This window comes from Streptantibioticus parmotrematis, assembly GCF_019890615.1.
GTDB classification, from domain to species: domain Bacteria; phylum Actinomycetota; class Actinomycetes; order Streptomycetales; family Streptomycetaceae; genus Streptantibioticus_D; species Streptantibioticus_D parmotrematis.
This window is the reverse complement of the sequence record NZ_JAINVZ010000021.1, coordinates 113741-133049: the sequence shown is the minus strand read 5'-3', so window position 1 is coordinate 133049 and position 19309 is coordinate 113741. Positions and strand designations below refer to the sequence as shown.

At 70.2% G+C, this 19309-nt stretch carries 17 protein-coding genes; 8 read left to right on the top strand and 9 right to left on the bottom strand.

Features of this window, described 5'->3' with window-relative positions; translation table 11 throughout:
* Positions 1-728 (top strand): hypothetical protein (locus K7472_RS25430; RefSeq protein ID WP_222980891.1); only part of this gene is annotated, 728 nt, incomplete at its 5' end.
* Positions 729-800: 72 nt separating this feature from the next.
* Here the strand turns inward: K7472_RS25430 and K7472_RS25425 are convergent.
* Positions 801-2279, bottom strand: coding sequence for a CCA tRNA nucleotidyltransferase (locus tag K7472_RS25425; RefSeq protein ID WP_308014082.1), 1479 nt, complete (start codon positions 2277-2279; stop codon positions 801-803).
* A gap of 91 nt (positions 2280-2370) precedes the next feature.
* On the opposite strand from K7472_RS25425, the gene K7472_RS25420 reads away from it, so the two are divergent.
* The 7 genes from K7472_RS25420 (at position 2371) to trxA (ending at position 12333) form a co-directional block, all read left to right on the top strand.
* Positions 2371-5001: a DUF6049 family protein gene (locus tag K7472_RS25420; RefSeq protein WP_222980878.1), complete on the top strand. Its 2631-nt coding sequence runs from the start codon at positions 2371-2373 to the stop codon at positions 4999-5001.
* A gap of 40 nt (positions 5002-5041) precedes the next feature.
* Positions 5042-7390, top strand: coding sequence for a murein biosynthesis integral membrane protein MurJ (gene murJ / locus K7472_RS25415; RefSeq protein ID WP_308014080.1), 2349 nt, complete (start codon positions 5042-5044; stop codon positions 7388-7390).
* Positions 7391-7510: 120 nt separating this feature from the next.
* Positions 7511-9238, top strand: a complete 1728-nt coding sequence (locus K7472_RS25410) for a protein kinase family protein (RefSeq protein ID WP_222980877.1) — start codon at positions 7511-7513, stop codon at positions 9236-9238.
* A 30-nt stretch (positions 9239-9268) separates the two neighbouring features.
* Complete coding sequence (gene sigM / locus K7472_RS25405) at positions 9269-9955, top strand: RNA polymerase sigma factor SigM (protein WP_222980889.1); 687 nt, start codon at positions 9269-9271, stop codon at positions 9953-9955.
* Positions 9952-10839 carry an anti-sigma factor family protein gene (locus K7472_RS25400; protein ID WP_222980876.1) on the top strand — a complete coding sequence of 296 codons (888 nt, stop codon included), beginning with the start codon at positions 9952-9954 and terminating at the stop codon, positions 10837-10839. Before sigM ends, K7472_RS25400 begins: the two co-directional genes overlap by 4 nt.
* 131 nt (positions 10840-10970) lie before the next feature.
* Complete coding sequence (gene trxB / locus K7472_RS25395) at positions 10971-11948, top strand: thioredoxin-disulfide reductase (RefSeq protein WP_222980875.1); 978 nt, start codon at positions 10971-10973, stop codon at positions 11946-11948.
* 61 nt (positions 11949-12009) lie between these two features.
* Positions 12010-12333: a thioredoxin gene (gene trxA / locus K7472_RS25390; protein WP_222980874.1), complete on the top strand. Its 324-nt coding sequence runs from the start codon at positions 12010-12012 to the stop codon at positions 12331-12333.
* An 85-nt stretch (positions 12334-12418) separates the two neighbouring features.
* Here the strand turns inward: trxA and K7472_RS25385 are convergent, their stop codons facing one another.
* The 8 genes from K7472_RS25385 to rnpA all read right to left on the bottom strand — a co-directional run bounded on the left by K7472_RS25385 (position 12419) and on the right by rnpA (position 19291).
* On the bottom strand, positions 12419-13036 hold the full coding sequence (locus K7472_RS25385; RefSeq protein WP_222980873.1) for a GNAT family N-acetyltransferase: 618 nt from the start codon (positions 13034-13036) through the stop codon (positions 12419-12421).
* A 254-nt stretch (positions 13037-13290) separates the two neighbouring features.
* The gene (locus K7472_RS25380; RefSeq protein WP_222980872.1) at positions 13291-14421 is read right to left on the bottom strand and encodes a ParB/RepB/Spo0J family partition protein; all 1131 of its coding nucleotides are present in this window, start codon (positions 14419-14421) and stop codon (positions 13291-13293) included.
* Positions 14418-15515 (bottom strand): ParA family protein, encoded by a 1098-nt coding sequence (locus K7472_RS25375; RefSeq protein WP_222980871.1) that lies wholly within the window; start codon positions 15513-15515, stop codon positions 14418-14420. The genes K7472_RS25380 and K7472_RS25375 overlap by 4 nt, the downstream gene beginning before the upstream one ends.
* A 335-nt stretch (positions 15516-15850) precedes the next feature.
* Complete coding sequence (gene rsmG, locus K7472_RS25370; RefSeq protein WP_222980870.1) at positions 15851-16585, bottom strand: 16S rRNA (guanine(527)-N(7))-methyltransferase RsmG; 735 nt, start codon at positions 16583-16585, stop codon at positions 15851-15853.
* Positions 16586-16754: 169 nt separating this feature from the next.
* A complete protein-coding gene (locus tag K7472_RS25365; RefSeq protein ID WP_372458058.1) occupies positions 16755-17261 on the bottom strand; it encodes a Jag family protein in 507 nt (168 codons plus the stop codon).
* Positions 17262-17384: 123 nt separating this feature from the next.
* Positions 17385-18584: a membrane protein insertase YidC gene (gene yidC, locus K7472_RS25360; RefSeq protein WP_222980868.1), complete on the bottom strand. Its 1200-nt coding sequence runs from the start codon at positions 18582-18584 to the stop codon at positions 17385-17387.
* Complete coding sequence (gene yidD, locus K7472_RS25355) at positions 18585-18917, bottom strand: membrane protein insertion efficiency factor YidD (protein WP_222980867.1); 333 nt, start codon at positions 18915-18917, stop codon at positions 18585-18587. It abuts the gene before it with no gap.
* A complete protein-coding gene (gene rnpA, locus K7472_RS25350) occupies positions 18914-19291 on the bottom strand; it encodes a ribonuclease P protein component (protein WP_222980866.1) in 378 nt (125 codons plus the stop codon). Before rnpA ends, yidD begins: the two co-directional genes overlap by 4 nt.
* Between the last annotated feature and the right edge of the window lie 18 nt (positions 19292-19309).

Sequence of the window (19309 nt, the reverse complement as noted above, 5' to 3'; positions counted from 1 at the left end):
CCGCTCCGTCGCTCCCGCCGCCTTCGAGGACACCGATGTCGAACGACTACGGCTCCAACCCGTACGCCCAGCAGCCGAACGCGCCGCAGCAGACGGCCCCTCAGCAGTCGGCTCCGCCCATAGGGATTCCCCAGCAGCCTACGCCCCAGCAGGTGCCTCCGCCCCCTGCCGCACCGCAGGGCCCGCACCCTTACGCACAGAACCCGCAGGCACCGCAGGCTCCGTACCCTCCGGACCCCAACGCCCAGGCACCGTACGGCCAGAACCCCTACGGGCAGCAGAACCCGTACGGCCAGAATCCTTATGGCCAGAACCCGTACGGCCAGCCGCAGGGCGCGCCGACGGGTGAGGCGCGGTGCCGCTTCTGCGGAGGCTTCCCCGCGGTACCGGCGACCGTGCGGGGACACCAGGGAATGATCGTCCTGATGCGCTTCATGTCGCTGAAGGGCCCGTTCTGCCGTGACTGCGGAATCGCCGCGCACCGCGACATGACGACCAAGACGATGTGGCAGGGATGGTGGAGCTACTGCTCCTGGGTCGTCGCACCCCTCACCATTCTCTACAACCTCATCCCCCGCTCGAAGTTCAACAAGCTTGACAAGCCTCAGACCGGATTCCGCCCGCCGATGAACCCGGGCAAGCCCATCTTCGAGCGCCCGGGCGCATTCGTGGCGATCCTCCCGGTCGCACTCGCGGTGGTGCTCATCATTCAGGCCGTTCGGGGCTGAGCGGCGCCTCATATGAGGGAGGGGTGATGTTTCACGTGAAACATCACCCCTCCCTCACGTCCGGGCTCGGCGCTACTCCTGCTCCGCCCACCACGACTTGAGCGCGGAGACCGCGTCGTCATGCTCCATCGGGCCGTTCTCCAAGCGGAGTTCGAGCAGGTGCTGGTACGCCCGGCCCACCACCGGCCCCGCCGGAACGCCCAGGATCTCCATGATCTGGTTGCCGTTCAGGTCAGGCCGGATGGCGTCGAGTTCCTCGCGCTCCTGGAGCTGGGCGATCCGCTCCTCGAGGGAGTCGTAGGTGCGGGCCAGCCCCTCCGCCTTGCGCTTGTTGCGGGTCGTGCAGTCCGAACGCGTCAGCTTGTGCAGCCGGTCCAGCAGCGGCCCCGCGTCCCGCACATAACGCCGTACCGCCGAGTCGGTCCACTCGCCTGTCCCGTAACCGTGGAAGCGCAGGTGGAGCTCGACCAGCTTCGAGACGTCCTTGACCATGTCATTGGGGTACTTCAGCTTGGTCATCCGGGACTTGGTCATCTTCGCGCCCACCACCTCGTGGTGGTGGAAGGAGACCCGGCCGTCCGACTCCTTGCGCCGGGTCTTCGGCTTGCCGATGTCGTGCAGCAACGCGGCGAGCCGCAGCACCAGGTCCCGGCCGTCCTTCTCCAGGGCGATCGCCTGCTCCAGGACGGTCAAGGTGTGCTCGTAGACGTCCTTGTGCCGCATGTGCTCGTCACGCTCCAGCCGCAGGGCGGGGAGCTCCGGCATCACACGCTGCGCCAGGCCGGTCCCGACCAGCAGCTCCAGCCCCTTGCGCGGGTGGTCACCGAGGATCAGCTTGTTGAACTCGTCACGCACCCGTTCCGCCGAGACGATCTCGATGCGGTCGGCCATGTCCGTCATGGCGGACACGACCTCGGGCGCCACCTCGAAGTCGAGCTGCGCCGCGAACCGCGCCGCCCGCATCATCCGCAGCGGGTCGTCGGAGAAGGACTCCTGCGGCGTACCGGGGGTGCGCAGCACCCGCTGGGCCAGGTCCTCCAGGCCGTTGTGGGGGTCGACGAACTCCTTGCCGGGCAGCGCCACCGCCATCGCGTTCACGGTGAAGTCGCGGCGTACGAGGTCGTCCTCGATGGTGTCGCCGTAGGAGACCTCAGGCTTGCGGGAGGTGCGGTCGTACGCCTCGGAGCGGTACGTCGTCACCTCGATCTGGAAGTCGTTGCCCCGCGCGTCGGCCTTGCGGCAGCCGACGGTGCCGAACGCGATGCCGATCTCCCAGACCGCGTCCGCCCAGCCGCGCACCAGCTTCAGGACCTGCTCGGGCCGGGCGTCGGTGGTGAAGTCCAGGTCGTTGCCGAGCCGGCCGAGCAGCGCGTCCCGGACCGACCCCCCGACCAGAGCGAGTCGGAAGCCGGCCTCCTGGAAGCGGCGAGCGAGGTCGTCGGCGACCGGGGAAACACGGAGCAACTCGCCGACGGCTCGGCGCTGCGCCTGGTTCAGCGCGCTCGCCTCGGCGGACGGCTTGGGGTGAGAGTCATCGTTGGCGTTCGGCACAACAGAACAGGATACGGTGCCGCACGGTTCGCACCGGGCGGTGATCTTGCCGAGGACTCCGCAGCACTTAGTCTCAGCCGTCGTCGTTACCATGCCAGGACGCACATCCGATGGCGACCAGAGACGAACGGACGACCGCGTGGGCGAGGCGGCACTGCACCCCGTAAGCACCCCTGCTCACGGCTGGCTACGCCGTGCCGCCGCCGCCCTCGCCGGAGCGGCCCTGCTGACCGGTCTGGTCCAGTTGCCGGGGGCCTCCGCCGCGCACGCCGCCACCCGCGCGACGACTTCCGCGGCCCACACCGCCCAGCCGACCGGCTCCAGCACCGCGCTGGTCGACGTCGACTCGCTCACCCCCTCGGTCCCCTCCAAGGGCGACACGCTCAAGATCAGCGGGACGGTGACCAACGAGAGCGACGAGACCATCTCCTCCGCCCACGTCGGTCTGCGGGTCGGCAGCGGCGGGCCGATGGGCAGCCGTGACGACATCAGCGGCACCGCCGCGACGGGCGACTTCTCGGTGTCGGACGGCGCCGAGATCCCGGGTCACACCGCCGCTCTGCCCGACATTCCCGCGGGAATCAGCGTCCCCTTCACCATCGACATGCCGGCCGGCGACCTCGGTCTGGGCGACGACGGGGTCTACCAGCTCGGTGTGACGGCCTCCGGGACCACGAGGGCCGAGGGCTACCAGCACGTGCTGGGCATCAAGCGGACCTTCCTGCCCTGGTACGCGCACGGCGGGAACCAGAAGACCAAGACGACGTTCCTGTGGCCGCTGATCGACCAGCCGCATCTGGACATCCGTTCCGCGGACGCCGACCAGACCCAGACGCCGCTGTTCCGTGACGACGATCTGGCCTCCGAGCTGGCGCCCGGTGGCCGACTGCAGCAGATGGTCGAGCTCGGCAAGGACCTGCCCGTCACCTGGGTGATCGATCCCGACCTGCTGGCCACCGTGGACGCCATGACGAAGCCGTATCGCGTGCTGGGCCCGGGTGGCGACACCGAGCACACCACCCCGGGCACCGGCACGGCGTACGCCAAGGAGTGGCTGGACGAACTCCAGTCGGCGATCCAGGGCGACGAAGTGGTCGCGCTGCCGTTCGGCGACCCCGATCTCGCCTCCATCGCCCATGACGGGGGCAGCGTCCCGGGCACCATCAGCCATCTGCGGACCGCGACCGACCTCGCCGACGTCACCGTGCAGACGATCCTGGGTGTCACGCCCAGCACCGACTTCGCCTGGCCGGTGGACGGCGCGGTCGACCCGTCGATCGTCAACGTGGCGACCGCCGGCGGTGCCGACAAGATCCTCGCGCGCAGCGACAGCTTCCACGAGAACGGATCACTGAACTACACGCCGACCGCGGCCCGGCCCATCGGAGGCGGCAACACCGCCGTCGTCGCCGACGCCGCACTGTCCACCGCGTTCACCGGCGACATGACCACGGCGGACGGCTCCACGCTCGCCGTGCAGCGGTTCCTCGCGCAGTCGCTGATGATCGACGAGCAGGTCCCGGGCAAGCAGCGCAGCATCGTCGTCGCCCCGCAGCGCATGCCCACCGCCAGCCAGGCGCAGACCATGGCCGCGGCGATCTCTTCCGTCTTCGCCAGCGGGTGGGCCCAGTCGGAGAATTTGAGCTCCGCCTCGGCGGAGACCCCGGATCCCGGCGCCGAACAGGCCGTGCCGAGCGCTTCTTCGTACCCCTCGGCGCTGCGCAGGACGGAGCTGAGCACCGCCGCGTTCCGGCAGATCCAGTCGATCCAGAACCAGCTGGGCGGCTTCCTGGTGATCCTCTCCCGCAAGGACCGGGTCACCACACCGTTCGGCAACGCGGTGCTGCGTTCGATGTCCACCCAGTGGCGCGGCGACGCGGGCGCCCCGGCGTTCCGCGACGACATCTCCACGTACCTCACCGGGCTCAGCGGCGACGTCCACATCCTGGCGAAGCAGTCGATCACCCTGTCCGGACGCAGCGCGACCATCCCGGTCACCGTGCAGAACAGCCTGGCGCAGGAGGTCACCGGGCTGACGCTGCGCCTGACCTCCAACCAGTCCAACCGGCTCGACCCCGGCAAGCCCCAGGTGCTGGACATCGGCGCCGGCCGCAGTCGCTCGCTGAAGTTCACCACGACCGCGAGCGCCAACGGCAAGGCGTGGGTGACGGCCCAGCTCTACACGCAGGACGGCGCGCCGTACGGCGAGAAGATGACCTTCCAGGTGAACGTCACTTCCATCACGGACACCGTGATGCTGGTCATCGCGGGCGGTCTGCTGCTGCTCGTCCTGGCGGGTGTGCGGATGTACCGGCAGCGCAAGCGGCTCGCGGCCCGGCGGGCCGAGGAAGGGGCCGAGGGCACCGAGGCGGACGAGGACCCGTCCGAGGCCGGAGCACAGGCAACCGTCGCCGGGGCGGAGGCGGATGCCGGGACCGGGGCGGATGCCGAGGCCCGAGCGGATACCGAGGAGGCCGGGACGGCCTCGGAGACGGCGACGGCTTCGGAGGCTGCGCCACCGGCCTCGGAGCCTCCGGTGGCGCCGGAGGAAGAGGACCGGCGCGACGAGGGCTCCGTAAGCGCCGTGGACGACGGCCCCGAGCCCGCCGAAGGCGATGCGGACGAAGCGGCCGCGGTGCCCGAGCAGCCGAGTGACCCGGGGCCGGACACCGTGGCGGAACGCACGGAGCCCCCGGCACCGGGTGAGAAGGTGGACAGATAGTCGGCAGCAGGTACAGGAACGCGGACCATAAGGTGGGGCAGTGACGAACGCGCCGTACGACGAGGAGCGTGACCGGGCAGCGTCGTACGACGACGCCTCGGCCGCGACCCCGCCGCCCCCGCCCGACCCCCGCGCCGTGCCGGACCCGTACCTCCAGGGCCCGTACGCCCAGCGGCAGGAGCAGTACGCCCCTCAGGAGCCGTACGCCGCGAACCCTTACGCACAGCAGCCGTCCTCCTACGGACAGCAGTCCGGCCCCGCGTACGGCGGGCAGCCCGCACCGGACTACGACGGCCCGGCCCCGCAGAACTACGGCGAGCAGCCTCCCGCGTACGGTCAGCAGCCGTATCCCCCGCAGGGCTACGGAGAGGCGCAGCCGTCGTACGCGCCGGACCAGGTCTACGACCAGACCCAGGAGCAGGCCTACCCGCCGCCGGTGTACCACCAGCCCCCGCAGCAGCCGTACCCGACGTCCTACGGCGAGCAGCCTGCCCCCGGTGACCAGGGCGTTCAGGGCGGCTACGGCGACCCCGGCGCGGCGGACCCGTACGCGCACCTCTTCCGGGACCAGGGCGATGACGCCACCCGGCAGCTGCACGCGACCGCCCCCGCCGGTCCGGCGACCGACGGCTCCGTGCCGCGCCCGCCGATGCCGCAGCCCCCGCCGGGCGCGGCCGGGCAGCCGCAGGAGGACCCGGTGCCGCTCCCGCAGGAGCCCGCCGAACCCGCCGAACCCGCCTCCAGTGGTGGCGGCAAGATCGGCAACCTCATGAAGTCCAGCGCGCTGATGGCCGCGGGCACACTCGTCTCCCGGCTCACCGGCTTCCTGCGCAACCTGGTCGTGGCCGCCGCCATCGGCGTGTCCACCCTCAACGACAGCTACCAGATCGCCAACACCCTGCCGACGATGATCTACATCCTGGTCGGTGGCGGCGCGCTCAACTCGGTCTTCATCCCGCAGCTGACCCGTGCCATGAAGAACGACGACGACGGCGGCGAGGCCTACGCCAACCGGCTGCTGACCCTGGTCGTCGTCGGTCTGGCCGGCGTCACGGCGGTCATGGTCATCGGCGCGCCGCTGCTGGTGCGCCTGATGTCGCCGGACATCGCGTCGCACCCGGCGAGCATGCAGGTCACGGTGGCCTTCACCCGGTACTGCCTGCCGACCATCTTCTTCTCCGGCGTCTACGTGGTGCTCGGGCAGATCCTCAACGCACGCGGCCGGTTCGGCGCCATGATGTGGACGCCGGTCCTGAACAACATCGTCATCATCGCCGCCTTCGGCGGCTTCATCTGGGTCTACGGCGGCGCGCACACCTCCGGCGTCGACGTCACGACCATCTCCCCCGAGGGCGTGCGGCTGCTGGGCATCGGCACGCTGCTCGGCCTGGTGGTGCAGGCGCTGGCGATGATCCCGTACCTGCGCGAGACGGGCATGCGCATCCGGCCGCGCTTCGACTGGCGCGGGCACGGCCTGGGCCACGCGGCGAAGCTGGCCAAGTGGACCTTCTTCTTCGTGCTGGCCAACCAGGTCGGTCTGATCGTGGTGACGCAGCTGTCCACCGCGGCGGGCCTGACCGCCACGAATCAGGGCCACCCGGGCGCCGGTTTCGCCGGTTACCAGTACGCGCTCCAGCTGTGGCAGATGCCGCAGGCCATCATCACCGTCTCGGTGATGACCGCGATCCTGCCGCGCATCTCCCGTGCGGCGGCGGACGGCGACGTCTCGGCGGTCCGCGACGACCTGTCCTACGGGCTGCGCACCTCGGCGGTCGCCATCGTGCCGTGCGCCTTCGCCTTCCTGGCGCTGGGCGTGCCGCTGTCGACGCTGATGTACTCCAGCTCCGGTGAGGCGGGCGCGCAGAACATCGGATACATCCTGATGGCCTTCGGTCTGGGCCTGATTCCGTTCTCGGTGCAGTACGTCGTACTTCGCGGCTTCTACGCCTACGAAGACACTCGAACTCCCTTCTACAACACGGTGATTGTCGCCACTGTCAACGCTGTGGCGTCCGCCCTGTGCTTCGTCGTACTGCCCGCGCGCTGGGCCGTGACCGGCATGGCCGCCTCGTACGGGCTGGCCTACCTGGTGGGCGTCGGCGTGGCCGTGAAGCGACTGCGCAACCGCATCGGCGGCGACCTCGACGGTGCCCGCGTGATGCGCACCTATGCCCGCCTGATCGGTGCCAGCCTGCCTGCCGCCCTGGTGGGAGGGGCTGCGGCGTTCGGTATCACCGGAGTGCTGGGGTACGGATTCACCGGTTCGCTGGCCGCGGTCGTCGGTGGTGGCGTGGTACTTCTGGCCGTCTTCTACGTGGCCGCCCGTCGGATGCGGATCGAGGAGATGACCGCCATGGTGGGTATGGTGCGCGGTCGTCTGGGGCGCTGAGGCGGCATCGGCGGGCAACCATCGCCCGTCGCCATGTGTCGTGCATGACGGCGGACTGTGGGCACAATTGTCCTTGGCTTGAAGACAGAGCGTGCAACGGATGGGGAGGCAGGAACGACGGTGGCGGAGCGCAGCACGGCTGCCGTCGACGTGGCCAACGAGAGCGGCGAGGCGCCGCTCGCCGCCGGTGCGGGCGGGGTCACGGGCGACAGCGACAAGGGCCAGAGCGAAACCCAGGGCGCTGGGGGACAGGACGCGGAGCAGACCAGCATCGAGGAGACCGCGCCGAGCACGCCGACCCCCGAACCACCCGAACTCCACAGCGGCCACAAGCTCGCCCGCCGCTACCGTCTCGAGGAATGCGTCACCCGCCTTGAGGGCTTCAGCAGTTGGCGCGCCGTCGACGAGAAGCTGCGCCGCGCGGTCGGCGTCCACCTGCTGCCCGCCGACCACCCGAGAGCACGTTCCGTCCTGTCCGCCGCCCGCTCCTCCGCTCTGCTGGGTGACCCGCGCTTCGTGCAGGTGCTCGACGCGGTCGAGGAGAACGACCTCGTCTACGTCGTCCACGAGTGGCTGCCGGACGCCACGGAGCTGAGCGCCGTACTGGCCGCCGGGCCGATGGAGGCGTACGACGCCTACCAGCTCGTCAGCCAGGTCGCCCAGGCCATGACCGCCGCCCACCGTGAGGGCCTGTCACATCTGCTGCTCAGCCCCGGCTGCGTGCTGCGTTCCGAGTCCGGCCAGTACCGTATCCGCGGGCTCGCCGTCGCCGCCGCCCTGCGGGGCGTCACCTCGGACCGCCCCAAGCGCACCGACACCGAGGCGATCGGGGCCCTGCTGTACGCGGCGCTGACCGCCCGCTGGCCGTACCAGGAGGACGCCCACGGGCTCACCGGCCTCCCGGAGGACCTCGGCTTGGTCGCCCCGGACCAGGTGCGAGCCGGCGTGCACCGCGGGCTGGCCGAGCTGGCGATGCGGGCGCTGGTCAACGACGGGGCCACCCCGTCGCGCCAGGAACAGCCCTGCACGACGCCTGAGGAGCTGGCCAAGGCGGTCGCGGCGCTGCCGCGCATCCGGCCCCCGGAGCCGACCGCCCCGGCGTTCCCGCAGGCCGGCTACCGGCAGCCGCCCGCCCGGCCCGCTCAGCCTGCCGCGACCCGTCCGATCGCGCACGCCACCCAGCCTCCGCCGCCCCCGCTGGCCGGGCGGACCGGCAAGGTCCTCAAGTGGGGGGTCGCCGCGCTGCTGATCGCCGCCCTCGGCCTGGGCAGCTGGCAGGTCGCCGACACTCTGATGAACCGCGAGAACACCCCGGCTCCCACACCGTCCGTCCAGCCGCAGAAGGGCAGTGCGACCGGGGGCGCCGGTCACGTGACGAACCAGCCGCTGCGCATCGTCGGGGCGCAGGAGTACGCGCCCGACGGGATCACCGAGGATCCGGGCGACGTCGGCCTGTCCTACGACGGCAACCCGTCCACGTACTGGCACACCAAGTCCTTCGACTCCGGTCCGGTCCTCGCCCCGTTCAAGGCGGGCGTCGGCATCGTCTACGACCTCGGTTCCGCCCAGAAGGTCGGCAGCGCCTCGCTGACCTTCCACTACGGAGGCAGCTACACGACCGCCACCCTTTACGCGGCCGATTCGCTCACCACCGCGGCATCCCCCTCCAGCCTCCACAAACTGGGCACTGTCACAACCGACACCACCAATGCGAAGCTGTCGGTGAGCAGTCCCGTCTCGACGCGCTACGTTGTGCTGTGGTTGACGGCCGTGCCGAAGGCCGGGGCTGACGGCTTCAGCAGCCCCGGCTTCAAGCAGGGCATCGCCGAAGTGTCATTCACCGGCTGAGCCACCCGTACGAGGAGGGGGCGCGTGACGTTGGGCGAGGGCCCGCCGCAGGAGTCCGACGACGCGGAACTCCTGGCCCGGCATGTGGCGGGTGACCCCGACGCCTTCGGCGAGCTGGCCAGGCGGCACCGGGACCGGCTCTGGGCCGTCGCGGTACGCACGCTCGGCGATCCCGAGGAGGCGGCCGACGCGGTCCAGGACGCGTTCGTCTCGGCGTTCCGGGCCGCGCACACCTTCCGGGGCCAGTCGGCGGTGACCACCTGGCTGCACCGGATCACGGTCAACGCCTGCCTCGACCGGGCCCGCAAGGCCGCCTCGCGGCGCACCGACGCCGTGTCCGACACCGACCAGCTGGAGTCGCTGCTCGAACCCCACGAGTCCGCGGCCGCCCCGGCCGAGCGCGGGGAGCTGCACCGGGAGCTGATCGGCGCCCTCGGCACCCTGCCGCCCGATCAGCGGGCCGCTCTGGTGCTGGTGGACATGCAGGGCTACCCGGTCGCGGAGGCCGCGCGGATCCTCGATGTGCCCCCGGGGACGGTCAAGAGCCGCTGCGCCCGCGGCCGTGCCCGGCTGCTGCCGCTCCTCACCCACCTGCGTGCCGCCGACAGGGATAGCGCAGGCCGGGGCGGGGGAAGGAACCGCACGCAGGCGGCATCCGTCCAAGGGACGGCAGCGAATCGTCAGGACGCCGTGAAGGGTGGAGGTGGGCAGCAGTGACATCCACGCCCGGCACGCACGGATCCGCCCAGGTCCATCCCGAGGTCTCGGAGATCTCGGCCCTCTCGGAAGGCATCCTGTCTCCCGAGCAGAGCGCCCAGTTGCGCGACCACCTCGCGGCCTGCGAGCTGTGCGCCGACGTCCGTGACTCGCTCGACGAGATCCGTGGTCTGCTGGGTACCCTCCCCGGGGTGCCGCGCATGCCGGACGACGTGGCACGGCGCATCGACGCCGCGCTGGCTGCCGAAGCGCTGGTCAACGCCAGCACACCGGAGTCGTCGAAGGCTGCCGAGGGGCGGCCCGGGGATCGTGGTGCGCGTGTTTCACGTGAAACAGCGCCCGCGGCCGACCGTCCGGCGGGGCACGCGCCGTCCGCCACCGGTCCCGGACGGGGTCGGCCCAAGCGCCGCCGGGTACGCGTCGTGCTGGCAGCCGCCTGTACCGCCGCCGTGCTGGGCCTCGGCGGGATCCTGGTCACGTCCTTGGGGTCGTCCGGGTCCGGCGGTGACGTCGCGGGCAGTCCGCATCCCGCGCAGGTCGGCACCTTCTCCGGAACGCAGTTGCCCACCCGGGTCCACCAGCTGCTCGGGGCCGCAGGAAGCGCCTCGTCCATGAAGCCCAACGCCCACGTGGGACAGAACACACCGTTCGCCACCCAGGCCACGCCGCCGGTGCCGGGGTGTGTGCTCAAGGCCACCGGGCGTTCGGACACCCCGATCGCCTTCACCCGGGGCAGCTACGACGGACACTCCTCCTATCTGCTGGTCCTGCCGCATCCGGCCGACCCCTCCCACGTCGACGCGTATGTGGTGGACGCGGCCTGTGAGAGCGCCTCGCCGTCCGGGACGGGCACGGTCCTGGCCGAGCAGACCTACCGGCGCTGACGTACGCGGCACCGGGCACGCCGCAGCGGTGGACAGCCCGGGAATGCCCGCGCCGTAGGATCCGTTAGGCGGGGTGAGACGTCCCCGCGAGGGTTCCGCAGCAGTAGTCGTCAGAGACGAGGAAGACAGCCGTGAGCGATGTCCGCAACGTGATCGTCATCGGGTCCGGACCGGCGGGCTACACCGCCGCGCTCTACACCGCCCGGGCCTCCCTGAAGCCACTCGTCTTCGAGGGCTCGGTGACCGCCGGTGGCGCGCTGATGAACACGACCGAGGTCGAGAACTTCCCCGGCTTCCGTGACGGCATCATGGGCCCGGACCTCATGGACAACATGCGCGCCCAGGCCGAACGCTTCGGCGCCGAGCTGGTCCCGGACGACGTGACCGAGGTCGACCTCACCGGCGACATCAAGAAGGTCACCGACTCGACCGGCACCGTGCACCTCGCCCGGGCGGTCATCGTCACGACCGGCTCGCAGCACCGTAAGCTGAACCTGCCCAACGAGGACGCGCTCTCCGGCCGCGGTGTCTCCTGGTGTGCCACGTGTGACGGGTTCTTCTTCAAGGACCAGGACATCGCTGTCATCGGCGGCGGCGACACCGCGATGGAGGAGGCCACCTTCCTCTCCCGGTTCGCCAAGTCCGTGACCGTCGTCCACCGCCGTGACACCCTGCGCGCCTCCAAGGCGATGCAGGAGCGGGCGATCGCCGACCCGAAGATCTCCTTCGTCTGGGACAGCGAGGTCTCCGAGATCCACGGCGACGGCAAGCTCTCCGGCCTGACCCTGCGCAACGTCCGCACCGGCGCCACGTCCGAGCTGCCGGTGACCGGCCTGTTCATCGCGATCGGCCACGACCCGCGCACCGAGCTGTTCAAGGGCCAGCTGACACTGGACGACGACGGCTACCTCACCGTGGACGCCCCCAGCACGCGCACCAACGTGACAGGCGTCTTCGCGGCCGGCGACGTAGTCGACCACACCTACCGCCAGGCGATCACCGCCGCCGGCACCGGCTGCTCGGCCGCTCTGGACGCCGAGCGCCACCTCGCCGCGCTCACCGACTCGGAGAAGACCGCCGAGCCGGAGAAGACGGCCGCCACCGTCTGACCAACCGTCGCCTGACCCACCCACCGTCCCCCGCACCGCACAACCAGAGGAGAAAGTGACCATGGCGCTCAAGGCCGTGACCGACGCGACGTTCGAGGAGGACGTCCTCAAGAGCGACAAGCCCGTGCTCGTCGACTTCTGGGCCGACTGGTGCGGTCCGTGCCGCCAGATCGCTCCGTCGCTGGAGGCCATCGCCGCCGAGCACGGCGAGAAGCTCGAGATCGTCAAGATCAACATCGACCAGAACCCGGAAACGGCGGCCAAGTACGGCGTGCTGTCGATCCCGATGCTCAACGTCTACAAGGGCGGCGACGTCGTGAAGACGATCGTCGGCGCCAAGCCGAAGGCCGCCCTCGAGCGCGACCTCAGCGACTTCATCGGCTGACCGACGCGCTGTTTCACGTGAAACAGGCCCACCCCTCGCGGGTGGGCCTGTTCGCGTCTCAGGTCGCCGAAGCGTGCGGCGCCTTCTACAGCGGGCGCAGTGCCGGCTCCTTCTGCACGGCACCCAGGAGGCGGTCGATGGCCATCTCGACGTCCTCCTTCCACGACAGAGTCGACCGCAGATCGAGGCGCAACCGCGGATAGCGAGGATGCGGTCGCACCGTCTTGAAGCCCACCGCCGTCAGGTGGTCGGCGGGCAGCAGGCACGCGGGCTCCTCCCAGCGGGCGTCGCCGAACGCCTCAATGGCCTTGAAGCCACGCCGGACAAGGTCCTTGGCCACCGTCTGCACCAGCACCCGTCCCAGGCCCTGCCCCTGGTAGCCCGGCAGAATCCGCGAGGTCATCAACTGCACGGCATCCGGCGAGACCGGGCTCGTGGGGAACGCCGTCGCACGCGGCACGTAGGCGGGCGGGGCGTAGAGCACGAAGCCGGCCGGGACGTCGTCCACGTAGACCACCCGGCCGCACGATCCCCATTCGAGGAGCACGGCGGAGATCCAGGCCTCCTTCTCCAGCTCCGGCTTTCCGGCCTGGGCAGCTGCCTCGCCGCTGACGGGATCGAGTTCCCAGTAGACGCAGGCGCGGCAGCGCTTGGGCAGGTCGGAGAGGTTGTCCAGAGTGAGCGGAACGAGTCGGCGGCCCATGGGTCCAGACCTCATCTCTGTGTGTCCGAGCGCCCCGGCCGCGCTGGTGACGCACCGGAGCGAGCGCGGGGATGCGCCCTACCCATCCGCATCGTAACCGGGCCGAGACCACTCGGACACCGAGACTCCCGGGACCGCGGGAAGCCGGCAGCCAACCCGTCCCAGGACGAGTGAAGGGCGGTTGGTGTTCCCCGCGGGGAACACCAACCGCCCTTCACTCTCCACCCGGCGACCGTCAGTCGCCGGGCGCAGCCTCACGCCTCCGCGTCAGACTCCGACCCGGCCTCGGCAAGGCTCTGTTCCAGAACCCGCCCCTCTCCCGGGGCGATGGTGCCGAGAATGCGCTCCAGATCCTCTATCGACGCGAACTCGACGACGATCTTTCCCTTGCGCTGTCCCAGGTCCACCTTCACCCGGGTGTCGAAGCGGTCCGACAGCCGCGAGGCGAGGTCGCTGAGGGCGGGCGACAACCGACGACCCGCACGTGGCCCCTTCGACTTCTTCGCCGCGCTCGGTTCCGACGCCATCAAGGTGACGATCTCCTCGACGGAGCGCACCGACAGCCCTTCGGCCACGATGCGCTGCGCCAGGCGGTCCTGCTCCTGGACGTCGTCCAGCGCGAGCAGCGCGCGGGCGTGTCCGGCGGACAGCACGCCCGCTGCCACCCGGCGCTGGACCGGAGCGGAGAGCTTCAGCAGCCGCAGCGTGTTGGAGACCTGGGAGCGGGACCGTCCGATGCGGTCGGCCAGCTCCTCATGGGTGCACTTGAAGTCCTGGAGCAGCTGGTCGTAGGCCGCGGCTTCTTCCAGTGGGTTCAGCTGCGCGCGGTGCAGGTTCTCCAGCAGCGCGTCGAGGAGCAGCTTCTCGTCGTCGGTGGCGCGGACGATCGCCGGGATCCGCGTCAGACCGCTCTCACGGCAGGCACGCCAGCGGCGCTCACCCATGATGAGTTCGTACGCGGACGGCCCGGTCTGGCGCACCACGACCGGCTGGAGCAGGCCCACCTCCTTGATGGAGGTCACCAGCTCGGCCAAGGCGTCCTCGTCGAAGACGTCACGCGGCTGGCGAGGATTGGGCTTGATCGCGTCGATCGGCAGCTCGGCGAAGTGGGCACCGGCGACCGGGGCCATCGATTCCGAGGTCGACGACACCGCCGGCTCTGTTTCACGTGAAACAGGGATGTCCACCACAGGGGAGACCGCCCGGTCACCGTGGTCCGGCAGACCGGCGACCTTGGCCGCCGCGACGCCGCGTTCCTGGGTCAGCACCGGCACGGCCGACGGCGAGGTGTTTCCCGCCCCCTTGGCCGCGGACTTGTCGCCGCTCGGTGCTGCGGGGATCAAGGCACCGAGCCCTCGGCCCAATCCCCTGCGTCGCTCGCTCACTTGATCCCCTCCGACATGCTGTGCTGGCCGTACTCATTGTTCTGGCGAGCGATGTGCGCGTCCTGGCCGTCGTATTCGACGTTGAGTCCGCCGCCGGCTCCCCGCAGTGCCATCTCACGCGCCGCCTCCAGGTAGGACAGCGCGCCACTGGAGCCCGGGTCGTAGGTCAGCACCGTCTGCCCGTAGCTGGGCGCCTCGGAAATGCGGACCGAGCGCGGGATGCTGGTGCGCAGCACCTCGGCACCGAAGTGGCTGCGGACCTCTTCCGCGACCTGGGCGGCGAGCCGGGTACGGCCGTCGTACATGGTCAGCAGGATGGTCGAGACGTGCAGCTTCGGATTGAGGTGGCCACGTACGAGGTCGACGTTCCGCAGGAGCTGACCCAGTCCCTCCAGCGCGTAGTACTCGCACTGGATGGGGATCAGCACTTCGGCACCGGCGACCAGCGCGTTGACCGTCAACAGGCCGAGGGAGGGCGGGCAGTCGATGAGGATGTAGTCCAGCGGTTGTTCGTACGCCTCGATGGCACGCTGAAGGCGGCTCTCACGGGCCACCAGGGAGACCAACTCGATCTCGGCGCCGGCCAGGTCGATGGTGGCGGGCGCGCAGAAGAGGCCTTCGACGTCATGGACCGGCTGGACCACGTCGGACAGCGGCTTGCCTTCCACCAACACGTCGTAGATGGACGGCACTTCGGCGTGGTGGTCAATGCCCAGCGCGGTGGACGCGTTGCCCTGGGGGTCCAGGTCGACCACGAGGACCCGGCCGCCGTGCAGAGCGAGCGAGGCGGCGAGGTTCACCGTGGTCGTGGTCTTGCCGACCCCGCCCTTCTGGTTGGCGACCACCATCACTCGGGTCTGGTCCGGGCGGGGGAGGCCTTCTCCGGCCCGTCCCAGCGCCTCCACGGCCAGTTGGGCGGCCCGGCCGATCGGGGTGTCGTCCATGGGGGGCAGCGTTTCACGTGAAACATCGCCCCCTGTCGATTCGCTACGGGGGCCGGGGACCGGGTCGGTCATCGGTCCCGCGGCATTGGCGTCGGACCGCAAGGGTTCACTCTCCTCGACTGCAAGCTCGTGATGCGAAGAGCCTGCCATGCTTTCCGGGTTGTGAACCAGTGAGGTCCGGTCTCCTGTGGATGAATCTGCGTTTGTGGATAGATCCGTCACCTGGTTGGGCTTACGCGAGCGCGCTTCGGCCGCGGCGCAGCCACGACTGAGGATTCCTGGCAGCAAGGAGCGACGTTTCACGTGAAACACGATGCACAGGGCGGCGCCCGCTTACTCCACGACACTCCGAAATATGTAGGTTTGGCCGTTTGTATGGAGCACAGCCAGGCCCGCGCGGAGCCGGTCGCGGCTCAACCACCGCGTCAGCAAAGGTCGCGCTCGCGGCCACCGAGTCAGCGATGGTGGCGATCGCGGTAACCGGGTCAGCGGCGGTGACGGTTGCCGCTGCGCACCGGGCGGTTCGCGCGGGCGGCCTTGGCACGCCGTGTGGCCGCCCGAACGCCACCAGGGCTCTCACCGACCAGTACGCGCACGACAGTTGACGGGGGATCGACCAGGCCGGAGCCCGCCAGGACCACACCGGTGTCCACCGCGCCGAGCCGATCCAGCGCCGCACGCGCCGCCTTCAGCTCCTCTTCCGCGGTGTCGCCCTTCAGCGCGAGCATCTCGCCATGCGGCCGCAGCAGCGGCAGACCCCAGCCGGCCAGCCGGTCCAGCGGAGCGACCGCGCGGGCCGTGACCACGTCCACCTGCGGCAGATGGCCGATCATCTCCTCGGCACGGCCCCGCACCACCTCGACGTTGTCCAGCCCGAGCAGGGAGACGACCTCCTCCAGAAAGGTCGTGCGGCGCAGGAGCGGTTCCAGCAGGGTGATCCGCAGGTCGCCCCTGGCCAGCGCCAGCGGAATGCCCGGCAGACCGGCGCCGGAGCCGACGTCGCACACCGAGACCCCGTCCGGCACCACGTCGGAGAGCACGGCGCAGTTCAGCAGGTGGCGCTCCCACAGCCGGGGCACCTCGCGGGGCCCGATCAGTCCCCGGCGCACCCCGGCGTCGGCGAGCAGCTCGGCGTACCGCACGGCGTCGGCGAACCGATCGCCGAAGATCTCGCGCGCCTGCTCGGGTGCGGGGGGAAGCTCGGCTGCTGCCTCCGTCACGGGGACGTCCCTTCGGTTACGGCGGATCGCAGTGGAGGAATCCGCTCACTACCAGGCTGACAGCTCCAGGCCCCGCCTGCGTCATGGTCGGGAGCCTTCCCGAACCGCAGGCGGGGCCTGGAGGAATTCACATGAGGAACGGAGCCGGGGCGGGCCCCACCTACCGCGGTCAGGCCGGTAGGACGACCACCCTGCGCTGGGGCTCCTCGCCCTCCGACTCGCTGCGCAGCCCGGCCGCCGCCACCGCGTCGTGCACGACCTTGCGTTCGAACGGGGTCATCGGCCGCAGCTTGACCGGCTCACCGGAGGTCTTGGCGTCCTGGGCCGCCTTGGTGCCCAGCTCCGTCAGCTCGGCGCGCTTACGGGCCCGGAATCCGCCGATGTCCAGCATCAGGCGGCTGCGGTCGCCGGTCTCCCGGTGCACCGCGAGACGGGTCAGCTCCTGGAGCGCCTCCAGCACCTCGCCGTCCCGGCCGACCAGCTTCTGCAGGTCGCGGCCCGAGTCACCGACGATCGAGACGGCGGCCCGATCGCCCTCGACGTCCATGTCGATGTCACCGTCGAGGTCGGCGATGTCCAGCAGCCCTTCGAGGTAGTCGGCGGCGATCTCGCCTTCCTGCTCCAGGCGGGTCAGGGCGTCCTCGCCCTCGACGACGGGGGTGTTGCCTTCCGTCACGGATGGACTCCTATCCATATGCGGATCCGTGCTGCGGATCCGGCGCCCGGATCCTGCGTGCGTGCGCTGTACCACCGGACGCCGTACCACGGGCGCCGCGCGGCGGGGCTGGAGCGCCGCGGACTACTTCTTCGACGGGTGCTTGGGCCGCTGCTGGCCCTTGCGCTGCGGCCCGGCCTTGGTGCCGCCCGAGGACTTCCCCGGCTTGGCCGCGCCCTTGGCAGGGGCGTCCTTGGCCGGAGTCTCCTTCTTCGTCCCGGCTCCGTCGGCGGAGGCGGAACCCGAGTCGGAACCAGAGGCCGAGGAGTCGGACGAGCCGGAGGACGCGGCGGTCGAGCCACCGGATCCGGACGAGTCCACGGAGGAGGCCGCACCGGTCGTGCCGGCGGCACCGCCGGTGTGCTGGCGCTGGGCCTTGGTCTGCCGCTTCGGCTGCTGGCGGCGGACCGGCTGGCCGCCCTCGGCGGTGCGGGCCTTGGCGGCCGGCTCCTCGTCCAGCTTGCCCTTGGCCTTCAGGCGCTCCTGGCGCTCCTTGAACGCGATGCTGCCCGGGGTGGGGTTGCGGCGGATGACGACCATCTGCTGACCCATGGTCCACACGTTGGTGGTCAGCCAGTAGACCAGGACACCGACGGGGAAGTTGATGCCGAAGACGGCGAACATCACGGGGAAGACGTACATCAGCATCTTCTGCTGCTGCATGAACGGCGTCTTCACCGTCATGTCGACGTTCTTGGTCATCAGCTGGCGCTGAGTGTAGAACTGCGACGCCGACATCAGGATGATCATGACGATCGTGACGATCCGCACATCGGTCGCCGAGGCGCCGAGCGAGGTGATCTTGCTGGCGCTGTCGGTGAACTTGACCGACAGCGGGGCACCGAAGATGTGCGCCTTACGCGCGCTGTCCAGCAGGTTCGCGTGGATCACGCCGACCTGGTGACCGCTGGCGATGTTGTGCAGCACGCCGTACAGCGACATGAAGAACGGCGACTGGACGATGATCGGCAAGCAGCTCGAGAGCGGGTTGGTACCCGACTCCCGGTACAGCTTCATCATCTCTTCGGACTGGCGCTGCTTGTCGTTCTTGTAGCGCTCCTGGATCGCCTTCATCTTCGGCTGGAGCACCTGCATGTTCCGCGTCGCCTTGATCTGCTTGACGAACAGCGGGATCAGGCAGATGCGGATCAGCACCACCAGCGAGACGATGGACAGCCCCCACGCCCAGCCGCTGTCCGGATCGAAGACCAGGCTGTACAGCGAGTGGAACTGGACGATGATCCAGGAAACAGCGGTGTAGAGGGGACTCAGAATCGTTCCCACTTAACAGGCTCCTTGGGCAGTGGGCTGGGTCTCGGCGGCCCGGTCGGCGTCAGCGGCCGGCTGGCCGCTGGGGGTCTTCCGCAGGGCTTGGCGAAGCCGAGCGTGCCACGGCGGGCGTTTGCGGGGCGGCACGTGATCCACGCCGCCGAGGGACCACGGGTTGCATCGCAGGACGCGCCAGACGGTCAGGGCCGTGCCCTTCACCGCCCCGTGCGTGGCGATGGCCTGGTACCCGTAGTGGGAACAGGAGGGGTAGTACTTGCAGACCGGCCCGAGGAGCGGGCTGATGGTCCACTGGTACAGCTTGATCAGCCACATCAACGGATACTTCACTTCACGCCCCCTCCCCCCAGTAGCCGCCGCAGTGCGGCGTCCAGGTCGCGGGCCAGGGCTGTGTGATCCGCGGTACCGGCGCCTGGCAGTGCCCGTACCACCACCAGGCTACCCGCGGGCAGCACGGAGAGCCGATCGCGCACGAGATGCCGCAGGCGCCGCTTGACCAGGTTGCGCTGGACGGCACCACCGACGGCCTTGCTCACGACGAAACCCGCACGCGCCGGGGGAGCACTCCCCCCCGCAGCGTGCGGGTCCGTGGTCTGACCTTCTCGCAGGTGCACGACGAGCAGCGGGCGTCCGGCCCGGCGCCCGCGTCGTACCGCGGTCGCGAAGTCCTGGCGCCGCCTCAGCCGGTTCTCGGTGGGCAGCACAGCATGACCCGTGCGAAC